This window comes from Nocardia spongicola, assembly GCF_047200775.1.
Lineage (GTDB): Bacteria > Actinomycetota > Actinomycetes > Mycobacteriales > Mycobacteriaceae > Nocardia.
The window spans coordinates 233263-252126 of record NZ_JBJZOO010000004.1 but is presented as its reverse complement, the minus strand read 5'-3'; the positions used below and the strand labels follow the sequence as shown (position 1 = coordinate 252126).

Here is an 18864-nt window from a genome sequence, read left to right as displayed (position 1 = left end):
GTCTCATCGAGGCTCGAAACGCTGCTCGAGAGTATGATAAAAGTATGAAGCGCATTACGATCAGCATTCCCGACGATGTGGCCGCCAAGGCCGAGTTCGCTGTCGAACACGGCGAGGCCACTTCGGTGTCGGCCTGGTTCTCCGATATCGCCCGCCGCGAACCCGACTGGGTCACCGCCCGCGAGATCGCCGACCAGCTGGCCGTTGCGGCAGGCGTCGGTGATGCGGAGCTGATCTGGGCCGATGAGGTACTCGGCCCGGACGACCCGGTGCTCGGTGGTGCGGCATGACCGTGGTCCTCGACGCGGGAGCGCTTATCGGCCTGGAGAAGCGAAACGCTCGCGTCGCCGCATTGATCAAGCGCGCCATGGAGATTCGGGTACAACTTCTCGTACCTGCCCCCGTGCTCGCGCAGGTGTGGCGCGACAGTCCTCGCCAACACCCACTCGCCCGTCTGCTTTCCACCGCCGGAGTGCAGGTCATCGACCTCGACCAACGCGGAGCGCAGGCTGTCGGAGCACTCCTGGCGGCCACGGGGGCCGTTGATGTGGTCGACGCCCACGTGATCGTGTGCGCCCACCTTACCCGCGCTCGCAAGGTCGTCACCTCCGATCCTGACGACCTGCGTGCCCTCGACCCAACTGTGCCGCTGACGGTGGTCTGATCGATATCCGCCGCCGGTGCGCCCGGTGGCTGCCGGAGCACAATGACCCGGTGATCCGGTTCGCGACAACACATGATCTGCCCGTGCTCCAAGACATCGAACGCGCGGCGGGCACGCCCTTCGCGGAGATCGGTATGGCGATGGTTGCCGAGGACGAACCGCCCTCACTGGAAACGTTGCGCGCGTTCCAGCGGGCCGGACGGGCCTGGGTCTGGACCTGCGCCGATCGCCCGGTCGGCTATCTACTCATCGACGTGGTCGACGGTAACGCGCATATCGACCAGGTTTCGGTGCACCCCGATCATGCCGGTCGGCGAATCGGCAAGCATCTCATCGACCACGCCGTCCGGTGGGCCACCGATGCGGGGATGCGGGCGATCACGCTGACCACGTTCACCGAAGTGCCCTGGAACGGGCCGTATTATGAGCGGCTCGGCTTTCGCTATCTCTCGGTGGAGGAGGAGACGCCGGGCCTGCGCGCGGTGCGCGCAACGGAACACGCGCACGGACTCGATCGCTGGCCCCGGGCGTGCATGCGTGCGGAACTGGTGGCGTGGTCGATGGACTGAACCGCTCCGAAAGTTCCTGTTTCCCAGTGGCTCAGTGATTGACGTATCCATGTGACCGGTGGCACAGTCGATGAGAAGTTCGGGCCCCGATGTCGACAGCGAGAGTGCTGCCATTCGGCGGCTATTCGAGTACGAATTCGGGTTCCGATGTTTTCGTACTCGCATGGTCCGAGAGGTAGTACCACATGGAGACAACCGTGTCCGAAGTCGCCGGCGTCTGTGATGACCGATTCTCCGGTGTGCGAGCGCTACTGGCCGAGAACCTGAATTCGGGCGCCGAACTCGGCGCGTCGATCGCGGTCACCGTCGGTGGTGTACCCGTAGTCGATATCTGGGGTGGCTGGGCCGATACGGAGCATGCGAAGCCGTGGGAGCGGGACACGATCACCAATGTGTGGTCGACTACGAAAACGGTGACAGCGCTCGCGGCGTTGATGCTGGTCGACCGTGGTCTACTCGAGATCGACGCGCCCGTGTGCCGATACTGGCCGGAGTTCGCGGCAGCCGGTAAAGAAGGTGTCGAGGTGCGGCATCTCTTATCGCATACTTCTGGTGTCGCGGGGTGGGAACAACCCATGACGATGGAAGACATGTACGACTGGTCGGCTTCGACGGCTCGTCTGGCCGGACAAGCACCGTGGTGGGCGCCAGGAACCGCGTCCGGCTACCACCCGTTGAATTTCGGGCATCTGATCGGCGAGCTGGTCCGCCGGGTGGACGGGCGGACACTCGGCCGGTTCGTGGCCGAGGAGATCGCGCAACCGCTGCACGCCGACTTCCACATCGGTCTGCCGTCGTCGGAGTTCGGCCGGGTTTCCAACGTCGTTCCGCCGCCGCCCTTGCCGATCGATGTCACCCAGCTTGATCCGGACAGCATCATGGTGAAGGCCCTCACCGGCCCCTTACCGGATGCCACCGTGTCGTGGACACCAGCATGGCGTCGCGCGGAGATCGGCGCCGCGAATGGTCATGGCAATGCGCGGTCGGTCGCGAGAATCCAGTCTGCCGTGGCCTGCGGCGGCCGGGTCGACGGTGTGCGGCTGCTGTCACAGGAAACCATCGAGCTCATCTTCGAGCAGCAGTCCGACGGTATCGATCTGGTTCTCGGCGAGCAGGTGCACTTCGGTATCGGTTACGCCCTTCCTTCACCTGCGGCGACGTATATCCCAGCGGGACGAATCTGTTTCTGGGGTGGTTGGGGTGGCTCGGCGATTGTGGTCGATACCGAGCGTCGGGTCACCATTTCCTATGTCATGAACAAGATGGGGTCGGGCTTGCTCGGCTCTGAACGGACAGCCGGGTATGTGTCCACGATCTTCGCGGCGCTGGACTGATGTGGGCTATGTGATCATGGCGAGTGCGGCAGCGGCGGCCGGGGCGGCCGCCGCCCGGTCCTCGGCGACCAAGCCGATGCGGGTACGCCGGTCCAGCAGGTCGTCGGCATCAAGAGCGCCCTCATGGGTTATCGCGAACGCGAATTCGGCTCCGAGTACATCGCTTCCCGGCGCAACCGGTTCGGCGAGTGCGGGATCGCGCTGTGCCGCGGCCGCTACGGCAGCTGCCTCGGTGCCGTAGCGCTCGATCAATACCGGTGGGGCGCTCAGGTGATCGCGTGCCGCTCCGGAGACCGCGCCGACCAGGGGGAGCTGCTTGGTGCGGCACGGTCCTGCGGTGAGTCCGCCGTGCGCGATAGCCGCATCGATGGCGTCTTCGGCCATCTTCCGATAGGTGGTCAGCTTGCCGCCGACGATCGTGACGATCCCGGTGGGGGAGTGCAGGACCGCGTGTTCGCGCGAGATATCGGCCGTGCTGTTCTCGTCGGTCTGCAACAGTGGGCGTAGCCCGGCGTACGAGCCGAGAATATCGTCGCGGGTCAACGGTTCGCGCAGGGCGGGATTGATGGTGTCGAGCAGGAAATCGATTTCGGTATCGGCCGGTTTCGGTTCGTCGGGTACCGGTCCCGGTGCGTCCTCGTCGGTCAGGCCGAGGTAGACCCGGCCGTGTGCGGCGGGGAAGGCGAAGACGAACCGGCTGATACTGCCGGGCACCGGCACGGTCAGCGCGGCGGTGAGGTTGCCGAAGGCCTCGGCCGGGAACACCAGATGAGTGCCACGGCTGGGGCGCAAGTGGATACTCGGATCTACTTGGTCGGCCCAGACTCCGGTGGCGTTCACCACGATACGGGGACGTACGGTGAGGGTTTCACCGGTCATGGTGTCGCGCAGCGTCGCCGAATTCCCGGTTACCTCGAGCGCCTCGGTGCGAGTGAGGACTCGCGCGCCGTGCGCGGCCGCGGTCCGGGCCAGCGCGACGACCAGGCGCGCGTCGTCGACGAGTTGGCCGTCCCAGGCCAGCAGTCCGCCGCGTAGTCCGGCGCGGCGCACGGTCGGTGCCAGCCGCACCGCTTCCGCGGCAGCGGCACGCCGGGAGCGGGGCAGTATCGCCGTTGGAGTTCCCGCGCCGCGTCGCAGTAGATCGCCCGCCAGGAAACCGGCTCGCACCAGCGCGGCCTGTGCCGTGCCGATAGCGGGCAGCAATGGCACCAGTTGTGGCAGCGGGCGTACCAGATGCGGGGCTGTGGTGCGCATCAGGATGCCGCGTTCCACCGCGCTTTCATGAGCGATACCCACTCGGCCACCGGCCAGATAGCGCAGGCCGCCGTGGACAAGCTTGGAGCTCCAGCGACTGGTGCCGAAGGCCAGATCGTGGCGTTCGACCAGCACGGTCCGCAGCCCACGGGTGGCGGCGTCCAACGCGGCGCCTGCCCCGGTGACGCCACCGCCGATCACAAGTACATCGATTTCGGCGCCGTCGCCGAGCCGGGACAGATCCGCGGTGCGCCGGGCGGCGTTGAGCGCGGAGCCTGTTGTAGGTGCCGAGTTCGTGGTCATGGCATACCTTTCCGGACTTTTCAAGCCTAGAGATCCGTGTCGAGCCTTCCCGATGTCACCGGGGTGGCTTCTGGTCGCCGAGATATCCGTCGAGTGCGCGACGGAGTTCGGTGTCGAGCTGCTCGCCCGTCAGTAGCGGTGCGACGGTGCCTGCGGATTGCACTGCGGACTGGGCGATCAATAGCAGCATGGTGGCCATCTGGTCCGGATCACCGTCGCGTACGGAGCCGTCTGCCTGGCCTTCTCTGATGCTCGCCGCGAACAGTTCGATCAGCGCGCGCTGATTGCGTCCGAGCCGACCGAACACGTAGGTGAGCATCAGATCGGTGTCGGTACGAAAGATTTTGCCGAACAACGGATTCGACCGGATCGTCGCCGCGCCGGCAACCACGCCCTCGACCAGTTTGGTGCGTCCGTCGCCTACCGAGGGCATGGCCGTCGCGACGATATCGCGCAGCTCGCGCACCAGCAGTTCGGCTACCAGGGCGCCGGTATCCGGCCAGCGCCGGTAGACCGTCGGCCTGCTGATGCCTGCCCGTCGGGCCACCTCGGTGAGTGTGGTTTTCCGTACGCCGAACTCCTGTACACATGCGCGAGCCGCGTCGAGAATCGCCAGATCGATCGTCGAGAGCGGGTTCTCGGCGGGTGTGCCGGGAGCGGGCAAGGTGTCACCACCAGTGGTCGCGGTGTCGATGGCAGTGCCATCGACAGAGGGATGAGAGGTCGATCCATCGTTACTTATTGACAGTATATGTCAAACTGTAACGTATGGAGGAAACGCAGCGCACCGGCAGTGATCCGGCTATCGCGGCAAAGCGGACCGCGAACGGGCCCGTGGCGAGTATGGTCTGGGATGCTTGGGGCATTCCGGCCGGACATCAGCCACTTTCGGAGCGGATCCGGGCCTTGCTGACGCAGGTGTTCGGGGTGTCCGGTGATCCGGTGGCGCGCCGCGATGAGGGTGACGTGCCACTGCGCGAATCGGCATTGACGTCCGCGCAGCGAGCCGGGCTGGTCGCGGTGGTCGGCGAGGGGTATGTGTCGACCGACCACCGCGACCGTTTGCGGCACGCGGGTGGCAAGAGCACGCCCGATCTGTTGCGTCGCCGTGCCGAAGGTCCGCAGGAGGCGCCCGACGCTATCGTCTGCCCCGCCGACCACGACCAAGTCCTCGCGATACTGACCTACTGCGCGGAGCAGGGGCTCGCGGTGGTTCCCTTCGGTGGCGGCACCAGTGTTGTCGGTGGTGTCGAGCCCGTGCGCGGCCGCTTCTCCGCCGTGATCGTGTTGAACCTGTACCGGCTCGACCAGGTGCGGGAGGTCGATCCGATCAGCGGTACCGCCACACTCGGCGCGGGACTCACCGGCCCGCGCGCGGAGGCGCTGCTCGGTGCCGACGGGCTTTCGCTCGGTCACTTCCCGCAGAGTTTCGAATTCGCCACGATCGGTGGTTTCGCGGCGACGCGATCCTCCGGCCAGGCCTCGGCGGGATATGGCCGCTTCGACGATATGGTGCAACGACTGAAGGTCGCCACCCCGAGTGGCACCCTCGAACTCGGCCGCGCCCCCGCTTCGGCTGCCGGACCCGATCTCCGCGAGCTGTTCGTCGGCTCGGAGGGAACGCTCGGGGTGATCACCGAAGTCACGGTTCGAGTGCATCCTGTCCCCGAGACGGTCGTTCACCGAGCCTGGTCGTTTCCCGATTTCGAAGTCGGAGCCGCCGCGCTGCGCGCGGTGGTGCAGGCCGGGGCGGCGCCGACCGTGCTCCGATTGTCCGATGAGGTGGAGACCGGGATGAACCTGGCTCGTTCCGGTGATATCGGCGGTAACGCCGTAGCCGGCTGTTTGGCCGTCACCACATTCGAGGGCAGTGCGGCGCATGTCGCGGCGCGCAGCGCCGAGGCAGGTGCGGTGCTGTCCGCCGCAGGTGGTACCGAGCTGGGGGCGACACCCGCCGAAGAGTGGGAGCACGGCCGTTTCGCCGCACCGTATCTACGTGACGCCCTGCTGGATGTCGGTGTGCTGTGCGAGACCCTGGAGACCGCGACCACGTGGTCGAACCTGGCGGCACTGAAGGAGAAGGTGACGACGGCGCTCACCGACGCACTCGGTGGTCAGGGCACCCCGGCGCTGGTCATGTGCCATATCTCGCATACCTACTCGACCGGCGCTTCGCTGTATTTCACTGTCGTCGCCAAGCAGTCCGATGATCCGCTGGCCCAGTGGTCGGCCGCCAAGCGCGCCGTTGGTGACGCCATCGTCGCCGCGGGCGGCACCATCACCCATCATCACGCGGTCGGTATCGACCATCGGCCCTGGCTACCGGATGAGGTCGGTGAGCTCGGGGTACGAATTCTGCGCGCGGTAAAAGCCGAAATCGATCCGACGGGTGTGCTCAACCCTGGAAAGCTGTTGCCGTGAAAGAATATTCGCCAGTACGGGCGATCACGGTCGTGACCAATCCGCGCTCGGGGCAGGGCAGCGGAGGCAATGTCGCGAGTGTCGCTATCGACCGATTCCGCGCCCATGGTGCCGAGGTGACCGAGGTACGGACCACCTCGGCCGCCGAATCGGTTCGGCGCGTGCGGGAGGCGATCGCGAGCACCGCGAAACCCGATGCGGTGGTCTGTATCGGTGGTGACGGCCTGATGAATGTGACTCTAGAGGCCGTCGCGCAGACCGGAGTCGCGCTCGGTGTGATTCCCGCGGGAACCGGCAACGATTTGGCCAGGGAACTCGGTATTCCGACGAACGATCCGATCGCCGCGGCCGATGTGATGCTGCGCGGGCGAACCAGGACGATCGATCTCGGCCGGATCGAATCCGCTGCCTCCGGTACGCCGCCGATGTGGTTCGCCACCGTCATCGGTACCGGGTTCGACGCACGGGTCACCCTGCGCGCCAACGAGATGCGCTGGCCGAAAGGCCGGATGCGCTACACCGTCGCGGCACTGGCCGAGATCTCCGGGCACCTCACCGTGCCCTATCGGGTCGAGCTGACCGGCGCGGTCACCAGCGGACTGGCCAATCCCGGTACGGGTTCCGTACTGGAAACCGAGGCGGTCATGGTCGCGGTCGGTAATACCCGCACCTACGGTGGCGGCATGCTGATCTGCCCGGATGCGGTGATGGACGACGGTCTGCTCGATCTGACTGTGGTCGGTGGGCTGTCGCGGCGGGAGATGCTGCGCCTGCTGCCCGCGCTGTCCGCGGGTAAGCGGCAGGAGCATCCCGAGGTCAAGCAGTTCCGCGCCGCGGCGATCACTCTCTCCGCGCCAGGCGCGCCCGCGACCGCCGACGGCGAACCCGCGGGTAGCCTGCCGATCACGATCCGCGCGGTTCCCGGGGCGCTGACTCTGCTCGTTCCCTGAGCTCGACCGGAGTTCAGCCGGTCGAGCGGCGTATGCCGCTCGGTGCGTCCTGTCGCGCATGAGGTGGCAGGCCCGCCTGCCCGCATCGGCCCTTACCGCCTGGTGTACCTCCCGGTCTGTTGCCACATTCACAGCTGGATGGGACGCTGCGAACAAGGAGGTGAGCGCAGGTGAGTGAGGTATATGACGTAGTGATTGTGGGTGGGGGCGCGGCGGGACTTTCCGCGGCGCTGGTCTTGGCCAGAGCCAGGCGACGAGTTGTCGTGGTCAAGGGCGGCGCGCCGCGGAACGCGCCCGCTGAGCATATGCACGGGTTCCTGTCTCGGGATGGGATGCCACCGGCGGATCTGCTCGCGACCGGTACGAGTGAGGTCATGCGCTACGGCGCGGAACTGCTCGACGAGGTGGCGACCGGTGCGTGTGCGGAGCCGCAGGACGGCTACAGCGTGCGGCTCGGCAGTGGCCGGGTGGTGCGGGGACGCCGGGTACTCGTCGCCACGGGGCTGCGTGACGAACTGCCCGACCTGCCAGGGGTTCGCGAGCGCTGGGGCAGCGATGTGCTGCACTGCCCGTACTGCGAAGGTTATGAGGTCCGTGATCAGCCGCTCGGCGTGCTCGGCGGCCCGGAACCGGGTGCGCTGGCTCATTCGGTGCGACAGGCGCTGTTGCTGCCCCAGTGGTCAGCCGATGTGATCTTTTTCCCACGTGGTATGCCCCTGTCGGACGATGATCGTGTTCGCCTGGACACTCGGGGCGTCCGAGTACTGGAGGGTGCGGTCGCCGGGCTCGTAGTAGACGGTGTACTGCGCGGCGTGGAACTGTCCGAAGGGTCGATGGTGGAGCGGACGGCGGTATTCGTCGCGCCGACCTTCTACGCCAACGACGACGTGCTGGTGGCACTGGGCTGTGCGTTCGACGACGAAGGCTGGGTGGTGACCGATGAGTCCGGGCGGACCAGCGTTGCGGGTGTCTGGGCCGCGGGCAATGTCAGCGATCCGGCGGCTCAGGTGATTGCCGCGGCGGGTGCGGGTTCGGTCGCCGCGATGGCGATCAACGCCGACCTGGTTTTCGCCGCCGCTGAACCCGCCTCATGAGGAAATATCCGGTGTGATGAATGCCGGAAGCTGAGAATTACATATGGATCCCTATGGATCCAGGGTTGCGCTCCGGATCGCCGGTAAGCTGAGGGCATAGGCGGAGTGTTCGGTGTCCCTCATCCACCGAACACTCCGCCTTCTTACGTTCCTACCTTCGTATGCTGCTCCTCGGCTGTGCGAGTCACGGCTGTATGAGTCCCTGCCGTACAGGTCTCCGGCAGTTCCGGCTGGCGGACGCGCGGTAGCACAACTCGATCTCGGCGACAGCCTGCCCGGTAGATCCGCGTTGTTCCGGCCCGCTCGACGGCAGGCGGGTCGACCGACACGGAGCGGTGAATCGCCGGGCTCTAGAATCGCGGGGTGACCAGCGCAGCCCCTGACAACACGCGTAATCGTGCCGATGCTCTGCCCAAGAGCTGGACTCCCGGCGAGGTAGAGGCCGAGATGTACGAGCGCTGGGTAGACGCAGGCTATTTCACCGCCGACCCCGCCAGCGGCAAGCCCGCGTACTCGATGGTGCTGCCGCCACCGAATGTCACCGGCACCCTGCATATGGGCCACGCACTCGACCACACCCTGATGGACACGTTGTCCCGGCGCAAGCGCATGCAGGGTTACGAGGTGCTCTGGCTGCCAGGGATGGACCATGCGGGCATCGCCACCCAGACTGTGGTGGAGAAGCAGCTCGCGGTGGACGGCAAGACGAAGGAAGACTTCGGCCGCGAACTGTTCGTGCAGAAGGTGTGGGACTGGAAGCGCGAATCCGGCGGCGCCATTCAGTGGCAGATGCGCGCGCTCGGCGATGGTGTCGATTGGAGCCGAGACCGCTTCACCATGGACGAGGGTCTCTCGCGCGCCGTGCAGACCATCTTCAAACGGCTCTACGACGCCGGCCTGATCTACCGCGCCGAGCGGTTGGTGAACTGGTCGCCGCAGCTGCGCACCGCGATCTCCGATATCGAGGTCAAGTACGAGGATGTGGAAGGCGAGCTGGTCTCGCTGCGCTATGGCTCGCTCGACGACAACGAACCACATGTGATCGTGGCCACCACCCGGGTGGAGACCATGCTCGGCGATACCGCGGTGGCCGTACACCCGGAGGACCCGCGCTATCGGGCGCTGCTCGGCACCACCCTGGAGCACCCGATCACCGGCAGGCAGATCCCGATCATCGCCGATGAGTATGTCGATCCCGAATTCGGCTCCGGTGCGGTGAAGATCACCCCGGCGCACGACCCCAACGACTTCGAGATGGGGCTGCGCCACGGACTGCCGATGCCGACCATCATGGATGAGCGCGGCCGGATCACCGGTACCGGCACCGAGTTCGACGGTATGGACCGGTTCGAAGCCCGTGTCAAAGTGCGTGAACGGCTCGCGGAGGAAGGTCGGGTCGTCGCGGAGAAGCGGCCGTACCTACACAGTGTCGGGCATTCGGAGCGCAGTGGCGAGCCGATCGAGCCGCGCCTGTCCATGCAGTGGTGGGTGAAGGTGGAGTCGCTGGCCGAAGCCGCGGGTGACGCGGTGCGCGACGGCGACACCGTCATCCATCCCAAGAGCCAGGAGCCGCGCTGGTTCGACTGGGTCGACGATATGCACGACTGGTGTATCTCGCGCCAGCTGTGGTGGGGGCACCGCATCCCGATCTGGTACGGCCCAGAGGGTGAAGTGATCTGCGTCGGCCCCGATGAGCAGGCGCCGGAGGGCTGGGTGCAGGATCCGGATGTCCTTGACACCTGGTTCTCCTCGGCGCTGTGGCCGTTCTCCACCATGGGCTGGCCGCACGCCACCGCTGAACTGGAGAAGTTCTATCCCACCAGTGTGCTGGTCACCGGGTACGACATCCTGTTCTTCTGGGTGGCGCGGATGATGATGTTCGGCATGTACGTCGCCGAGGACGCGGCGCTGACCGCGGGTAAGGGCGGCGCGCGGCAGGTGCCGTTCCGGGACTTGTTCCTGCACGGCCTGATCCGTGATCAGTTCGGCAAGAAGATGTCCAAATCGCGTGGTAACGGCATCGACCCGCTGGACTGGATCAATACCTTCGGCGCCGATGCCACGCGATTCACCCTCGCGCGCGGCGCGCAGCCAGGCGGTGATCTCTCGGTCGGTGAGCCGCATGTGCTCGCCGCCCGCAGCTTCGTGACCAAACTGTTCAACGCCACCAAGTTCGCGCTGATGAACGGCGCTCGCGTCGGTGAACTGCCCGACCGCGCGCAGCTTTCCGACGCCGATCGCTGGATCGTGGATCGGCTGGACGCGGTACGTGCCGAAACGGACGCGGCATTCGATGCCTATGAGTTCGGTAAAGCATGTGAGGCGCTCTACCACTTCGCCTGGGACGAACTGTGCGATTGGTATCTGGAATTGGCCAAAGTACAGTTCGCTGCCGGGGGTGCCCGCGCAGAGGCGACGCAACTGGTACTCGGCACCGTGCTCGATGCTGTGCTGCGCCTGCTACACCCGGTTGTCCCTTTCGTCACCGAGGCGCTGTGGCAAGCACTGACCGGTGGTGAATCGATAGTGGTCGCACCGTGGCCACAGCCCTCCGGAGTGCCTGCGGATCAGGCTGCCGCCCAACGTATTTCGGATGCACAGCGGTTGATCACGGAGGTTCGCCGCTTCCGCAGCGACCAAGGCCTGGCCGATAAGCAGAAGGTGGCGGCCACACTGATGGGCGTGGAGGCCGCAGGGCTCGGCGAGCTGACGGAGTCGGTGCTGAATCTGGCCAGGCTCACCGAACCGGGCGCCGATTTCGCCGCGACCGCATCGGTAGAGGTGCGTTTGAGCACGGCGACGGTGACCGTGGAACTGGACACCTCCGGTGCGATCGATATGGATGCCCAACGCCGCCGCCTGGAAAAGGATCTCGCCGCCGCGCAGAAGGAACTTCAAGGCACCGAGGCCAAGCTGGGTAATGCGGCCTTCTTGGCCAAGGCGCCGGAACCGGTGGTCGATAAGATCAGGAGCAGACAGCAGGCCGCCGCCGCGGAAGTGGCGCGTATCGAGACCCGGTTGGCGGAGCTGAGCGGCAAGTGAACCACGAGCTGCCGCCACAGGACGGTGACGAGGAGCGCCGTGGCGGTGCGCCGCTCGGCTCCGGGCCTTCTCCGGTGGACCTGGCCGAAATGGCGCTGGCCGAAGCGGAACTCGACCGGCGCTGGCCGGAGACCAAGATCGAGCCCTCGCTCACCAGGATCGCCACTCTGATGGATCTGCTCGGTTCGCCGCAGCAGGGCTATCCGGCCATCCACGTCGCGGGCACCAACGGCAAGACCTCGGTGACCAGGATGATCGACGCGCTGCTCACCGCACTGCACCGGCGTACCGGCCGGATCACCAGTCCGCATCTGCAGCTGGCCACCGAGCGGATCAGCATCGACAATGCGCCGATCTCCCCGGCCTGGTACACCCGGACCTATCGGGAACTGCTGCCCTACGTCGAGATGATCGATAAGCAGTCGGAAGCCGCGGGCGGGCCGGCCATGAGCAAGTTCGAGGTGCTCACCGGTATGGCGTTCGCCGCCTTCGCCGAGGCGCCGGTCGATGTCGCGGTCGTCGAAACGGGGATGGGCGGCACCTGGGACGCCACCAACGTGATCGATGGGCAGGTCGCGGTGATCACCCCGATCGGCTTGGATCATATGGACTACCTCGGCCCCGACTTGGCCTCGATCGCGCGGGAGAAGGCAGGGATCATCAAGCGTGCTCCCGACAGCCTCGTCCCGCGCGACAATATCGCGGTGCTCGCGGAGCAGGAGCCGGAGGCGATGGAGGTGCTGCTGCGCCGAGCCGTGGAGGTGGACGCGGTAGTCGCGCGGGAGGGCTCCGAATTCCGCGTGCTCGCCAGGCAGATCGCGGTCGGTGGCCAGCAGCTCGAATTGCAGGGCCTCGGCGGGGTGTACGACGAGATCTTCCTGCCACTGCACGGCGAACACCAGGCGCGCAATGCGGTGCTCGCGCTCGCGGCGGTAGAGGCGTTCTTCGGTGCCGGTGCCCAGCGGCAGCTCGATATCGAGGCCGTGCGCGCCGGTTTCGCGAGTGTGACCAGCCCGGGCAGGCTGGAGCGCCTCCGCAGCGCGCCGACCATCTTCATCGACGCCGCGCACAACCCGGCGGGTGCCATGGCACTTGCGCAGACCCTCACTACGGAATTCGACTTCCGCAAGCTGGTCGGTGTGGTCGCGGTGCTCGGCGACAAGGATGCCGACGGTATCCTCGCCGCCCTGGAACCGGTATTCGACGAGATCGTCGTCACCAGCAACGGCTCCCCCCGGGCACTGGATGTGGAGACGCTCGCCGATCTCGCGGTACAACGGTTCGGTGATGAGCGGGTGGTTACCGCCTCGACCCTGCCGGATGCAGTGGAGACCGCGATCGCGCTCGCCGAAGAGGCCGGTGAACAAGGTGAGATGATTTCCGGCGCAGGCGTCGTGGTCACCGGTTCGGTGGTGACGGCAGGCGCGACCCGCGCACTATTCGGAAAGGATCCAGCATGAGCGGTCAAGCCCGGAGGCGGCAGCGGAGCGTGGCCATGGAGGGCTCCGCTCGTGCTGCGAGGATTACAGCATGAGCGGTCAAGCCCGGAGGCGGCAGCGGAGCGTGGCCATGGAGGGCTCCGCTCGTGCTGCGAGGATTACAGCATGAGTGAACCGACCGACTCCGATCAGCATCCGGTGCCGCCACCTGCCACCGACCCGTGGAAGGGTTTCCGCGGGGTGATGGCAGGTACTTTGGTGCTGGAGGCGATCGTGGTGCTGCTCGCATTGCCGGTGGTCGCCGATGTCGCCGGTGGGGTGACCTGGTGGTCCGGTAGCTATCTCGTAGTTCTCGCGGTGGTGATGTTCCTCGGTGCCGGGTTGCAGCGGCGGTCCTGGGCGTTGCCGTTCAACCTGGGATTGCAGGTGCTGGTACTGCTCGGTGCGCTGATCCATCTGTCTATCGGTTTCATCGGTGTGGTATTCGCCCTGGTCTGGGGCTTCATCGTGATGTTGCGAGCCGATGTGCGCGGCCGGATGGAGAAGGGATTGCTACCGAGCCAGCGTGTCCGGCGCTCCTGAGTTCGCCCTCGTGGACCAGGCGAATGACGGGAGTGGTTTCGGCGCTATCCGCGTTGTAGCAGTGCGCGCCGTGCTGTGGTGTGTGGCGCGGATCGCCGACCGCTGATCCGGCGCGACACGACGCCGGATAGGCTGTGCGCCGTGACTGAACAGACGTTGGTGCTTATCAAGCCGGACAGTGTGGCCCGTGGCCTTGTCGGTGAGGTGCTGGCACGAATCGAGCGCAAGGGCCTGCGAATCGTCGCCCTCGAGCTGAAGCACGTATCCAGGAGACTGGCCGAGAGCCATTATGCCGAGCACGCCAAGAGGCCGTTCTTCGATTCTCTGATCGATTTCATCACATCGGGACCGGTCGTCGCGGCCATCGTGGAGGGCCCGCGCGCCATCGCGGCATTCCGGCAGATAGCCGGTGGCACCGATCCGGTCGAGAAGGCCGTGCCCGGCAGTATTCGCGGAGACTTCGCTATGCAGACGCAGGAGAACTTGGTGCACGGGTCCGATTCGCCGGAATCGGCCAAGCGTGAGATCGCCCTGTGGTTCCCGGAGTCGTCGGACTGACCGAGTGCCTGCCGCTGTCCTGCCCAACCACGGGCAGGACGTAGCCGAGCGCCGATGGCGGACGTCAGCAGCGCGGTGTGGGATACTGACATCGGCTGCTTTCGGTACCGATTGTTCGCGCGAGTGCGGGAACGAGAGGTAGCGAGCGCGGCCGGATGATACTGCGGTTCGATGCCGATCATCGCTGTCATGAGCAAAAGGCCTGGTTATCCGGGTCTGCTGTTCATATAGGCACGCTGGATGAGCGCTCGATCCGTGGAGTTCAGCCATACAGCCAGGCGCCGCGTGACCAGTTAGTCCGAATAGCGAACGACCAAGGAGATAACCGGGCACGCGGGGCGAGACCACATGACCTCGCGCCTACCGGGCGTGAGTCGAACGGACAGTGCCCCCGCGTCGGCCGCGTCACTCCGCAAGGAGGGACGCGCCCGGGGGCCCGAGGAGACTTCGTGGCCGATCAAGAGCCGCTGGGAACAACATCACAGGATGCCGAACAATTGCCGGAGCGAATCCGAGTTCACGCACTTGCCAAGTTGCTGGGAGTAACGAGCAAGCGCATCCTGGCCAAACTGGCCGAGATGGGGGCAGACGCGCGCAGCGCGCAATCGAACGTCGATCGAGCTGTCGCGGAGTCGGTCCGTGACGCCCTGGTGACAGTCGAGCCCCCGGCCCCGGTCGAGCAGCCTGTGGCAGAGCAGCCGGATCCTCCCGCCGCGGAATCTGCGGGTGAGACCTCGGTAGCGCAGGCTCCCGTTGCGGAACCGGTAGGTGAGGAACCCGCCCCCGCCGTAGCCGAACAACCGGAAATCACCCGATCGGAGTCCGCGGCACCCTTCTCTGGCGCCGGTGTCCTCTTCTCCGCACCCGACGCGTCGAGTCCAGGACAGCAGGCGCCGATCGCCGATGCGACGGCTGAGCAGGCGCAACTGTTCACGCATTCGGCCCAGCAGCCTCCGGAGCCGGTCGCCCCGGTGGTGTTCGAATCCGCCGCCGCTGTCCAAGCACCGCTGTTCCTGCCACCGGACGCCACGGCCGCCCAGGAAGCACATAGGCAGCGGCGCGCTGAACGCGCGGCGCGGCGTGGCGAGGAGGCGGCACCGGAGCAGACGGAAGCCGAGACCGGGGTCACCGAGGACGAGCGCGAATCATCCGACCAGCAGGGTGATGCGGAGGATCAGCCGCGCCGCAGGCGTCGTGGTCGTCGCGGACGTGGGCGTGGTCGTGGCGAACAACAGCCCGATTCCGATAGCGAGAACACGGAATCCGAGGACGACACCGACGAGCGAGCGGATTCCGCGACTGCCGACTCCACCGAAGCAACGGAGTCCGCCGAGCCCGCTACTGATGCCGAGAACGAAGAGGACGAGTCGGAGGGGGTGAGTCGTCGTCGCAGGCGCCGCAGGCGCCGCAAGGTGGCCGGTGAGTCCGGTGAGAACGAGGCCGCCGATGACGATCCGCCGAATACGGTCGTGCATGAGCGTGAACCGCGTAATAAGAGCCGTGGCCGCGCCGCGGCCGACGAGGTGCAAGGCATTACCGGTTCCACTCGGCTGGAGGCCAAGCGGCAACGGCGGCGTGACGGTCGTGAGGCAGGCCGCAGGCGCCCGCCGATCCTGACCGAGTCCGAGTTCCTGGCCCGGCGTGAGGCGGTGGATCGGGTCATGGTCGTACGGGAGAAATCTTTCCCCGACCATCCGACCGCGACCCAGGTCGCGGTGCTCGAAGACGACGTCCTGGTGGAGCACTTCGTGACGAGCACCGGCTCCGCGTCGATGGTCGGTAACGTCTACCTGGGCAAGGTGCAGAATGTATTGCCCAGTATGGAGGCGGCGTTCGTCGATATCGGCCGCGGTCGCAATGGGGTGCTGTACGCGGGTGAGGTGAACTGGGAGGCTGCCGGGCTCGGTGGCAAGGAGCGCAAGATCGAGCAAGCGCTCAAGCCGGGTGACCAGGTGCTCGTCCAGGTGAGCAAGGATCCGGTCGGGCACAAGGGCGCCCGCTTGACCACACAGATCAGTTTGGCCGGTCGCTTCCTCGTCTATGTGCCCGGTGGTACTTCCACCGGGATCAGCCGCAAACTGCCCGATACCGAGCGCAAACGCCTGAAGGAGATTTTGCGGGATATCGTTCCCGCCGACGCGGGTGTGATCATTCGCACCGCTTCCGAAGGTGTCAGCGAGGCCGAGCTGGCCAGGGACGTGGAACGTCTGCAGGCGACCTGGCGCACGATCCAGGAGCAGACCAGCGTGAACAGCGGTGCGCCCAAAGTGCTGTACGAGGAGCCCGATCTGCTGGTCAAGGTCATCCGGGACTTGTTCAACGAGGACTTCTCCCGGTTGGTCATCGAGGGAGGCCGGGCATGGAGCACGGTCGAGAAGTACATCGGCACGGTCGCGCCGGACCTGCTCGCCCGGGTCTCTCGCCATGAGAACAACGGTGTCGACGTGTTCGAGACCTATCGGATCGATGAGCAGCTGGCCAAGGCGATGGATCGCAAGGTATGGCTGCCCTCCGGTGGCACCTTGGTGATCGACCGCACCGAGGCCATGACCGTGATCGATGTGAATACCGGTAAGTTCACCGGTTCCGGCGGCGGAAACTTGGAGGAGACGGTCACCAGGAACAACCTGGAGGCGGCCGAGGAGATCGTGCGGCAGATGCGGCTGCGTGATCTCGGCGGCATGATCGTCGTCGATTTCATCGATATGGTGCTGGAGTCCAATCGGGACTTGGTGCTGCGCCGCTTGACGGAGGCACTCGGGCGTGACCGCACCCGGCATCAGGTCTCCGAGGTCACCTCGCTGGGGCTGGTCCAGATGACGCGCAAGAAGCTCGGTACCGGACTGGTCGAAGCTTTCTCCACCACGTGCGAGCACTGCCACGGTCGCGGCATCCTCGTGCACTCCCATCCGGTCGATCCAGGCGCTGGCGAGGAGTCCGCGGGACGGACAAGGGAAGGTGGTTCGCGCAGGCGGCGTGGCCGGGACAAAGGGGCGGCGGCACAGGCGCAGCAATCGAATGGGACCGCAGCCACGGTCGAGCACCCCGATGAGGATGCCGCCGTCAAGCGGGCCCATCCGGTAGCGCTGGCGATGGCCGCGCACCAGTCCGAGGAGGCGGACGAGCAGACGCAACAGGCAGTGGACACAGCGGACGAGGTCGCTGCGGTGGCGGTCGCCGAACCATCGGCCGCACGGACTGCCGCGGCCGAGGTCGCCGGTGAACCCGATTCCGGTGCTCCAGCCGATAAGGGGGACACGGGCGCGGAGCAGGCGGGCGGAGTCGGGACACCGCCGCTTGCCGAGGAGCCGGTGACTGCGTCCGCCGAGCGGGCCGAGCCTGTCGAGCCGACCGCGGAGGAACCGGTGAAAGAGCCTGCCCCGGCTGCCGAATCCGGTACTTCGGCGACGAGCAATGGTGCGTCCACCCTGCCTGCCCGGCGCCGTCGGGTCGCCCGGTCGGCCGCCGCGCCTTCCGCCGATAGTGCGGGAGCGGTGTTCGTGTTGTCCGCCGAGGAGCCTGTGCCCGCGGCCGCCCTCGACTACTCCCAGCCGGAGCCGGTGGAGGTGCCACTGCGCAATCGGCCGCGGCGGCGAGCGGTCGGCAGGCCCGCGGGTGCGCCGGACACGTCGAACTGATCGGATGGTTCGGAGCCGTGGCCCCCGCTGGTTCGCCCAGCGGGGGCCACGGCTGTATCCGGTGGCGCGGGCACAGTATGCGCCGGGATGCCGGTTTGGTCGTGGCGGTATCAGTCCTGTAATCTTGGACAGTCGCTGCCCGGTGACAACGTGTTTGTCTTCGTGGCCCGGTTCTGGACAGCTCGATAAAGAGTCATCGGATACCGAGAGCCATGAGGTACCGAGGCTTATCGGGTACCGAGGCAGTGGCGTCACCAGACCAGTCATATGGCGGCTTCCGGTGGTATCAGACCGGAACAACTGCCATGTGAACATGTGCCGAGCACTACAGGAAGAAGGGTAGCCGACCGATGGCAACGTACGCGATCGTCAAGACCGGCGGAAAGCAGTACAAGGTCGCGGTCGGTGACCTGGTGAAGGTCGAGAAGATCGAGGGTGCGCCGGGCACCGCTGTGGCGCTGGATCCGGTTCTCGTCGTCGATGGCGCCGAGCTGACCACCGATGCCGCGAAGCTGGCCGAGGTCTCCGTGGCCGCCGAGGTGGTCGAGCAGACCAAGGGCCCGAAGATCCGCATCCACAAGTTCAAGAACAAGACCGGCTACCACAAGCGCCAGGGTCACCGTCAGCCGCTGACGGTCCTGAAGGTCACCGGCATCAAGTAAGACACCCCGAGGAGAACCAGCCATGGCACACAAGAAGGGTGCGTCCAGTTCCAGGAACGGACGCGATTCCAACGCCCAGCGACTCGGCGTCAAGCGCTTCGGCGGCCAGACGGTCAAGTCGGGCGAGATCCTGGTGCGGCAGCGCGGCACTCACTTCCACCCCGGCGTGAACGTCGGCCGTGGCGGCGACGACACCCTGTTCGCCTTGGCGGCGGGCGCGGTCGAGTTCGGCACCAAGCGTGGACGCAAGACCGTCAACATCGTGGTTCCGGAGCCGGTTCAGGCCTGACCGCCTAACCACTTCCGGGCAACAAAGAGCGGGTCAGGGTCTCGAAACCCTGGCCCGTTTTCGTG

16 protein-coding genes are annotated in these 18864 nt (G+C 66.2%); 14 read left to right on the top strand and 2 right to left on the bottom strand.

Going from position 1 to position 18864, the window contains the following annotated elements; genetic code table 11:
• Window positions 1-44 precede the first annotated feature (44 nt).
• From ACL02S_RS11265 to ACL02S_RS11250, 4 genes are all read left to right on the top strand, one after another.
• Complete coding sequence (locus tag ACL02S_RS11265; protein WP_412802309.1) at window positions 45-290, top strand: hypothetical protein; 246 nt, start codon at window positions 45-47, stop codon at window positions 288-290.
• The gene (locus ACL02S_RS11260) at window positions 287-664 is read left to right on the top strand and encodes a PIN domain-containing protein (protein ID WP_412802308.1); all 378 of its coding nucleotides are present in this window, start codon (window positions 287-289) and stop codon (window positions 662-664) included. Before ACL02S_RS11265 ends, ACL02S_RS11260 begins: the two co-directional genes overlap by 4 nt.
• Before the next feature lie 50 nt (window positions 665-714).
• Window positions 715-1233 carry a GNAT family N-acetyltransferase gene (locus ACL02S_RS11255; protein WP_503129054.1) on the top strand — a complete coding sequence of 173 codons (519 nt, stop codon included), beginning with the start codon at window positions 715-717 and terminating at the stop codon, window positions 1231-1233.
• Window positions 1234-1430: 197 nt separating this feature from the next.
• Window positions 1431-2567 (top strand): serine hydrolase domain-containing protein, encoded by a 1137-nt coding sequence (locus tag ACL02S_RS11250; protein ID WP_412802307.1) that lies wholly within the window; start codon window positions 1431-1433, stop codon window positions 2565-2567.
• Between the two features lie 6 nt (window positions 2568-2573).
• Here ACL02S_RS11250 and ACL02S_RS11245 read toward each other — a convergent pair whose 3' ends face one another.
• Window positions 2574-4124, bottom strand: coding sequence for a glycerol-3-phosphate dehydrogenase/oxidase (locus ACL02S_RS11245; protein WP_412802306.1), 1551 nt, complete (start codon window positions 4122-4124; stop codon window positions 2574-2576).
• Between the two features lie 55 nt (window positions 4125-4179).
• A complete protein-coding gene (locus ACL02S_RS11240) occupies window positions 4180-4788 on the bottom strand; it encodes a TetR/AcrR family transcriptional regulator (RefSeq protein ID WP_412802305.1) in 609 nt (202 codons plus the stop codon).
• A 179-nt stretch (window positions 4789-4967) separates the two neighbouring features.
• On the opposite strand from ACL02S_RS11240, the gene ACL02S_RS11235 reads away from it, so the two are divergent.
• The 10 genes from ACL02S_RS11235 (at window position 4968) to rpmA (ending at window position 18799) form a co-directional block, all read left to right on the top strand.
• On the top strand, window positions 4968-6545 hold the full coding sequence (locus ACL02S_RS11235) for an FAD-binding oxidoreductase (RefSeq protein ID WP_412802475.1): 1578 nt from the start codon (window positions 4968-4970) through the stop codon (window positions 6543-6545).
• Window positions 6542-7495: a diacylglycerol kinase gene (locus ACL02S_RS11230; RefSeq protein ID WP_412802304.1), complete on the top strand. Its 954-nt coding sequence runs from the start codon at window positions 6542-6544 to the stop codon at window positions 7493-7495. The genes ACL02S_RS11235 and ACL02S_RS11230 overlap by 4 nt, the downstream gene beginning before the upstream one ends.
• A gap of 170 nt (window positions 7496-7665) precedes the next feature.
• A complete protein-coding gene (locus ACL02S_RS11225) occupies window positions 7666-8589 on the top strand; it encodes an NAD(P)/FAD-dependent oxidoreductase (protein WP_412802303.1) in 924 nt (307 codons plus the stop codon).
• 363 nt (window positions 8590-8952) lie between these two features.
• On the top strand, window positions 8953-11631 hold the full coding sequence (locus ACL02S_RS11220; RefSeq protein ID WP_412802302.1) for a valine--tRNA ligase: 2679 nt from the start codon (window positions 8953-8955) through the stop codon (window positions 11629-11631).
• An 8-nt stretch (window positions 11632-11639) separates the two neighbouring features.
• A complete protein-coding gene (folC, locus tag ACL02S_RS11215) occupies window positions 11640-13091 on the top strand; it encodes a bifunctional tetrahydrofolate synthase/dihydrofolate synthase (RefSeq protein WP_412802474.1) in 1452 nt (483 codons plus the stop codon).
• 144 nt (window positions 13092-13235) lie between these two features.
• Complete coding sequence (locus tag ACL02S_RS11210) at window positions 13236-13652, top strand: DUF4233 domain-containing protein (RefSeq protein WP_412802301.1); 417 nt, start codon at window positions 13236-13238, stop codon at window positions 13650-13652.
• A 141-nt stretch (window positions 13653-13793) separates the two neighbouring features.
• A complete protein-coding gene (ndk, locus tag ACL02S_RS11205) occupies window positions 13794-14210 on the top strand; it encodes a nucleoside-diphosphate kinase (protein WP_412802300.1) in 417 nt (138 codons plus the stop codon).
• A gap of 449 nt (window positions 14211-14659) precedes the next feature.
• Window positions 14660-17848, top strand: a complete 3189-nt coding sequence (locus ACL02S_RS11200; protein WP_412802299.1) for a translation initiation factor IF-2 N-terminal domain-containing protein — start codon at window positions 14660-14662, stop codon at window positions 17846-17848.
• 350 nt (window positions 17849-18198) lie between these two features.
• The gene (rplU, locus tag ACL02S_RS11195) at window positions 18199-18510 is read left to right on the top strand and encodes a 50S ribosomal protein L21 (RefSeq protein ID WP_043688633.1); all 312 of its coding nucleotides are present in this window, start codon (window positions 18199-18201) and stop codon (window positions 18508-18510) included.
• Window positions 18511-18532: 22 nt separating this feature from the next.
• The gene (rpmA, locus tag ACL02S_RS11190; RefSeq protein WP_412802298.1) at window positions 18533-18799 is read left to right on the top strand and encodes a 50S ribosomal protein L27; all 267 of its coding nucleotides are present in this window, start codon (window positions 18533-18535) and stop codon (window positions 18797-18799) included.
• Window positions 18800-18864 lie beyond the last annotated feature (65 nt).

What these genes read in the sequence shown, in the direction of transcription:
- ACL02S_RS11265 (WP_412802309.1), top strand. Translation starts at nt 45, where the DNA reads ATGAAGCGCATTACGATCAGCATTCCCGACGATGTGGCCGCCAAGGCC.
- ACL02S_RS11260 (WP_412802308.1), top strand. Translation starts at nt 287, where the DNA reads ATGACCGTGGTCCTCGACGCGGGAGCGCTTATCGGCCTGGAGAAGCGA.
- ACL02S_RS11245 (WP_412802306.1), bottom strand. Translation starts at nt 4,124, where the DNA reads ATGACCACGAACTCGGCACCTACAACAGGCTCCGCGCTCAACGCCGCC.
- ACL02S_RS11235 (WP_412802475.1), top strand. Translation starts at nt 4,968, where the DNA reads ATGGTCTGGGATGCTTGGGGCATTCCGGCCGGACATCAGCCACTTTCG.
- ACL02S_RS11210 (WP_412802301.1), top strand. Translation starts at nt 13,236, where the DNA reads ATGAGTGAACCGACCGACTCCGATCAGCATCCGGTGCCGCCACCTGCC.
- rplU (WP_043688633.1), top strand. Translation starts at nt 18,199, where the DNA reads ATGGCAACGTACGCGATCGTCAAGACCGGCGGAAAGCAGTACAAGGTC.
- rpmA (WP_412802298.1), top strand. Translation starts at nt 18,533, where the DNA reads ATGGCACACAAGAAGGGTGCGTCCAGTTCCAGGAACGGACGCGATTCC.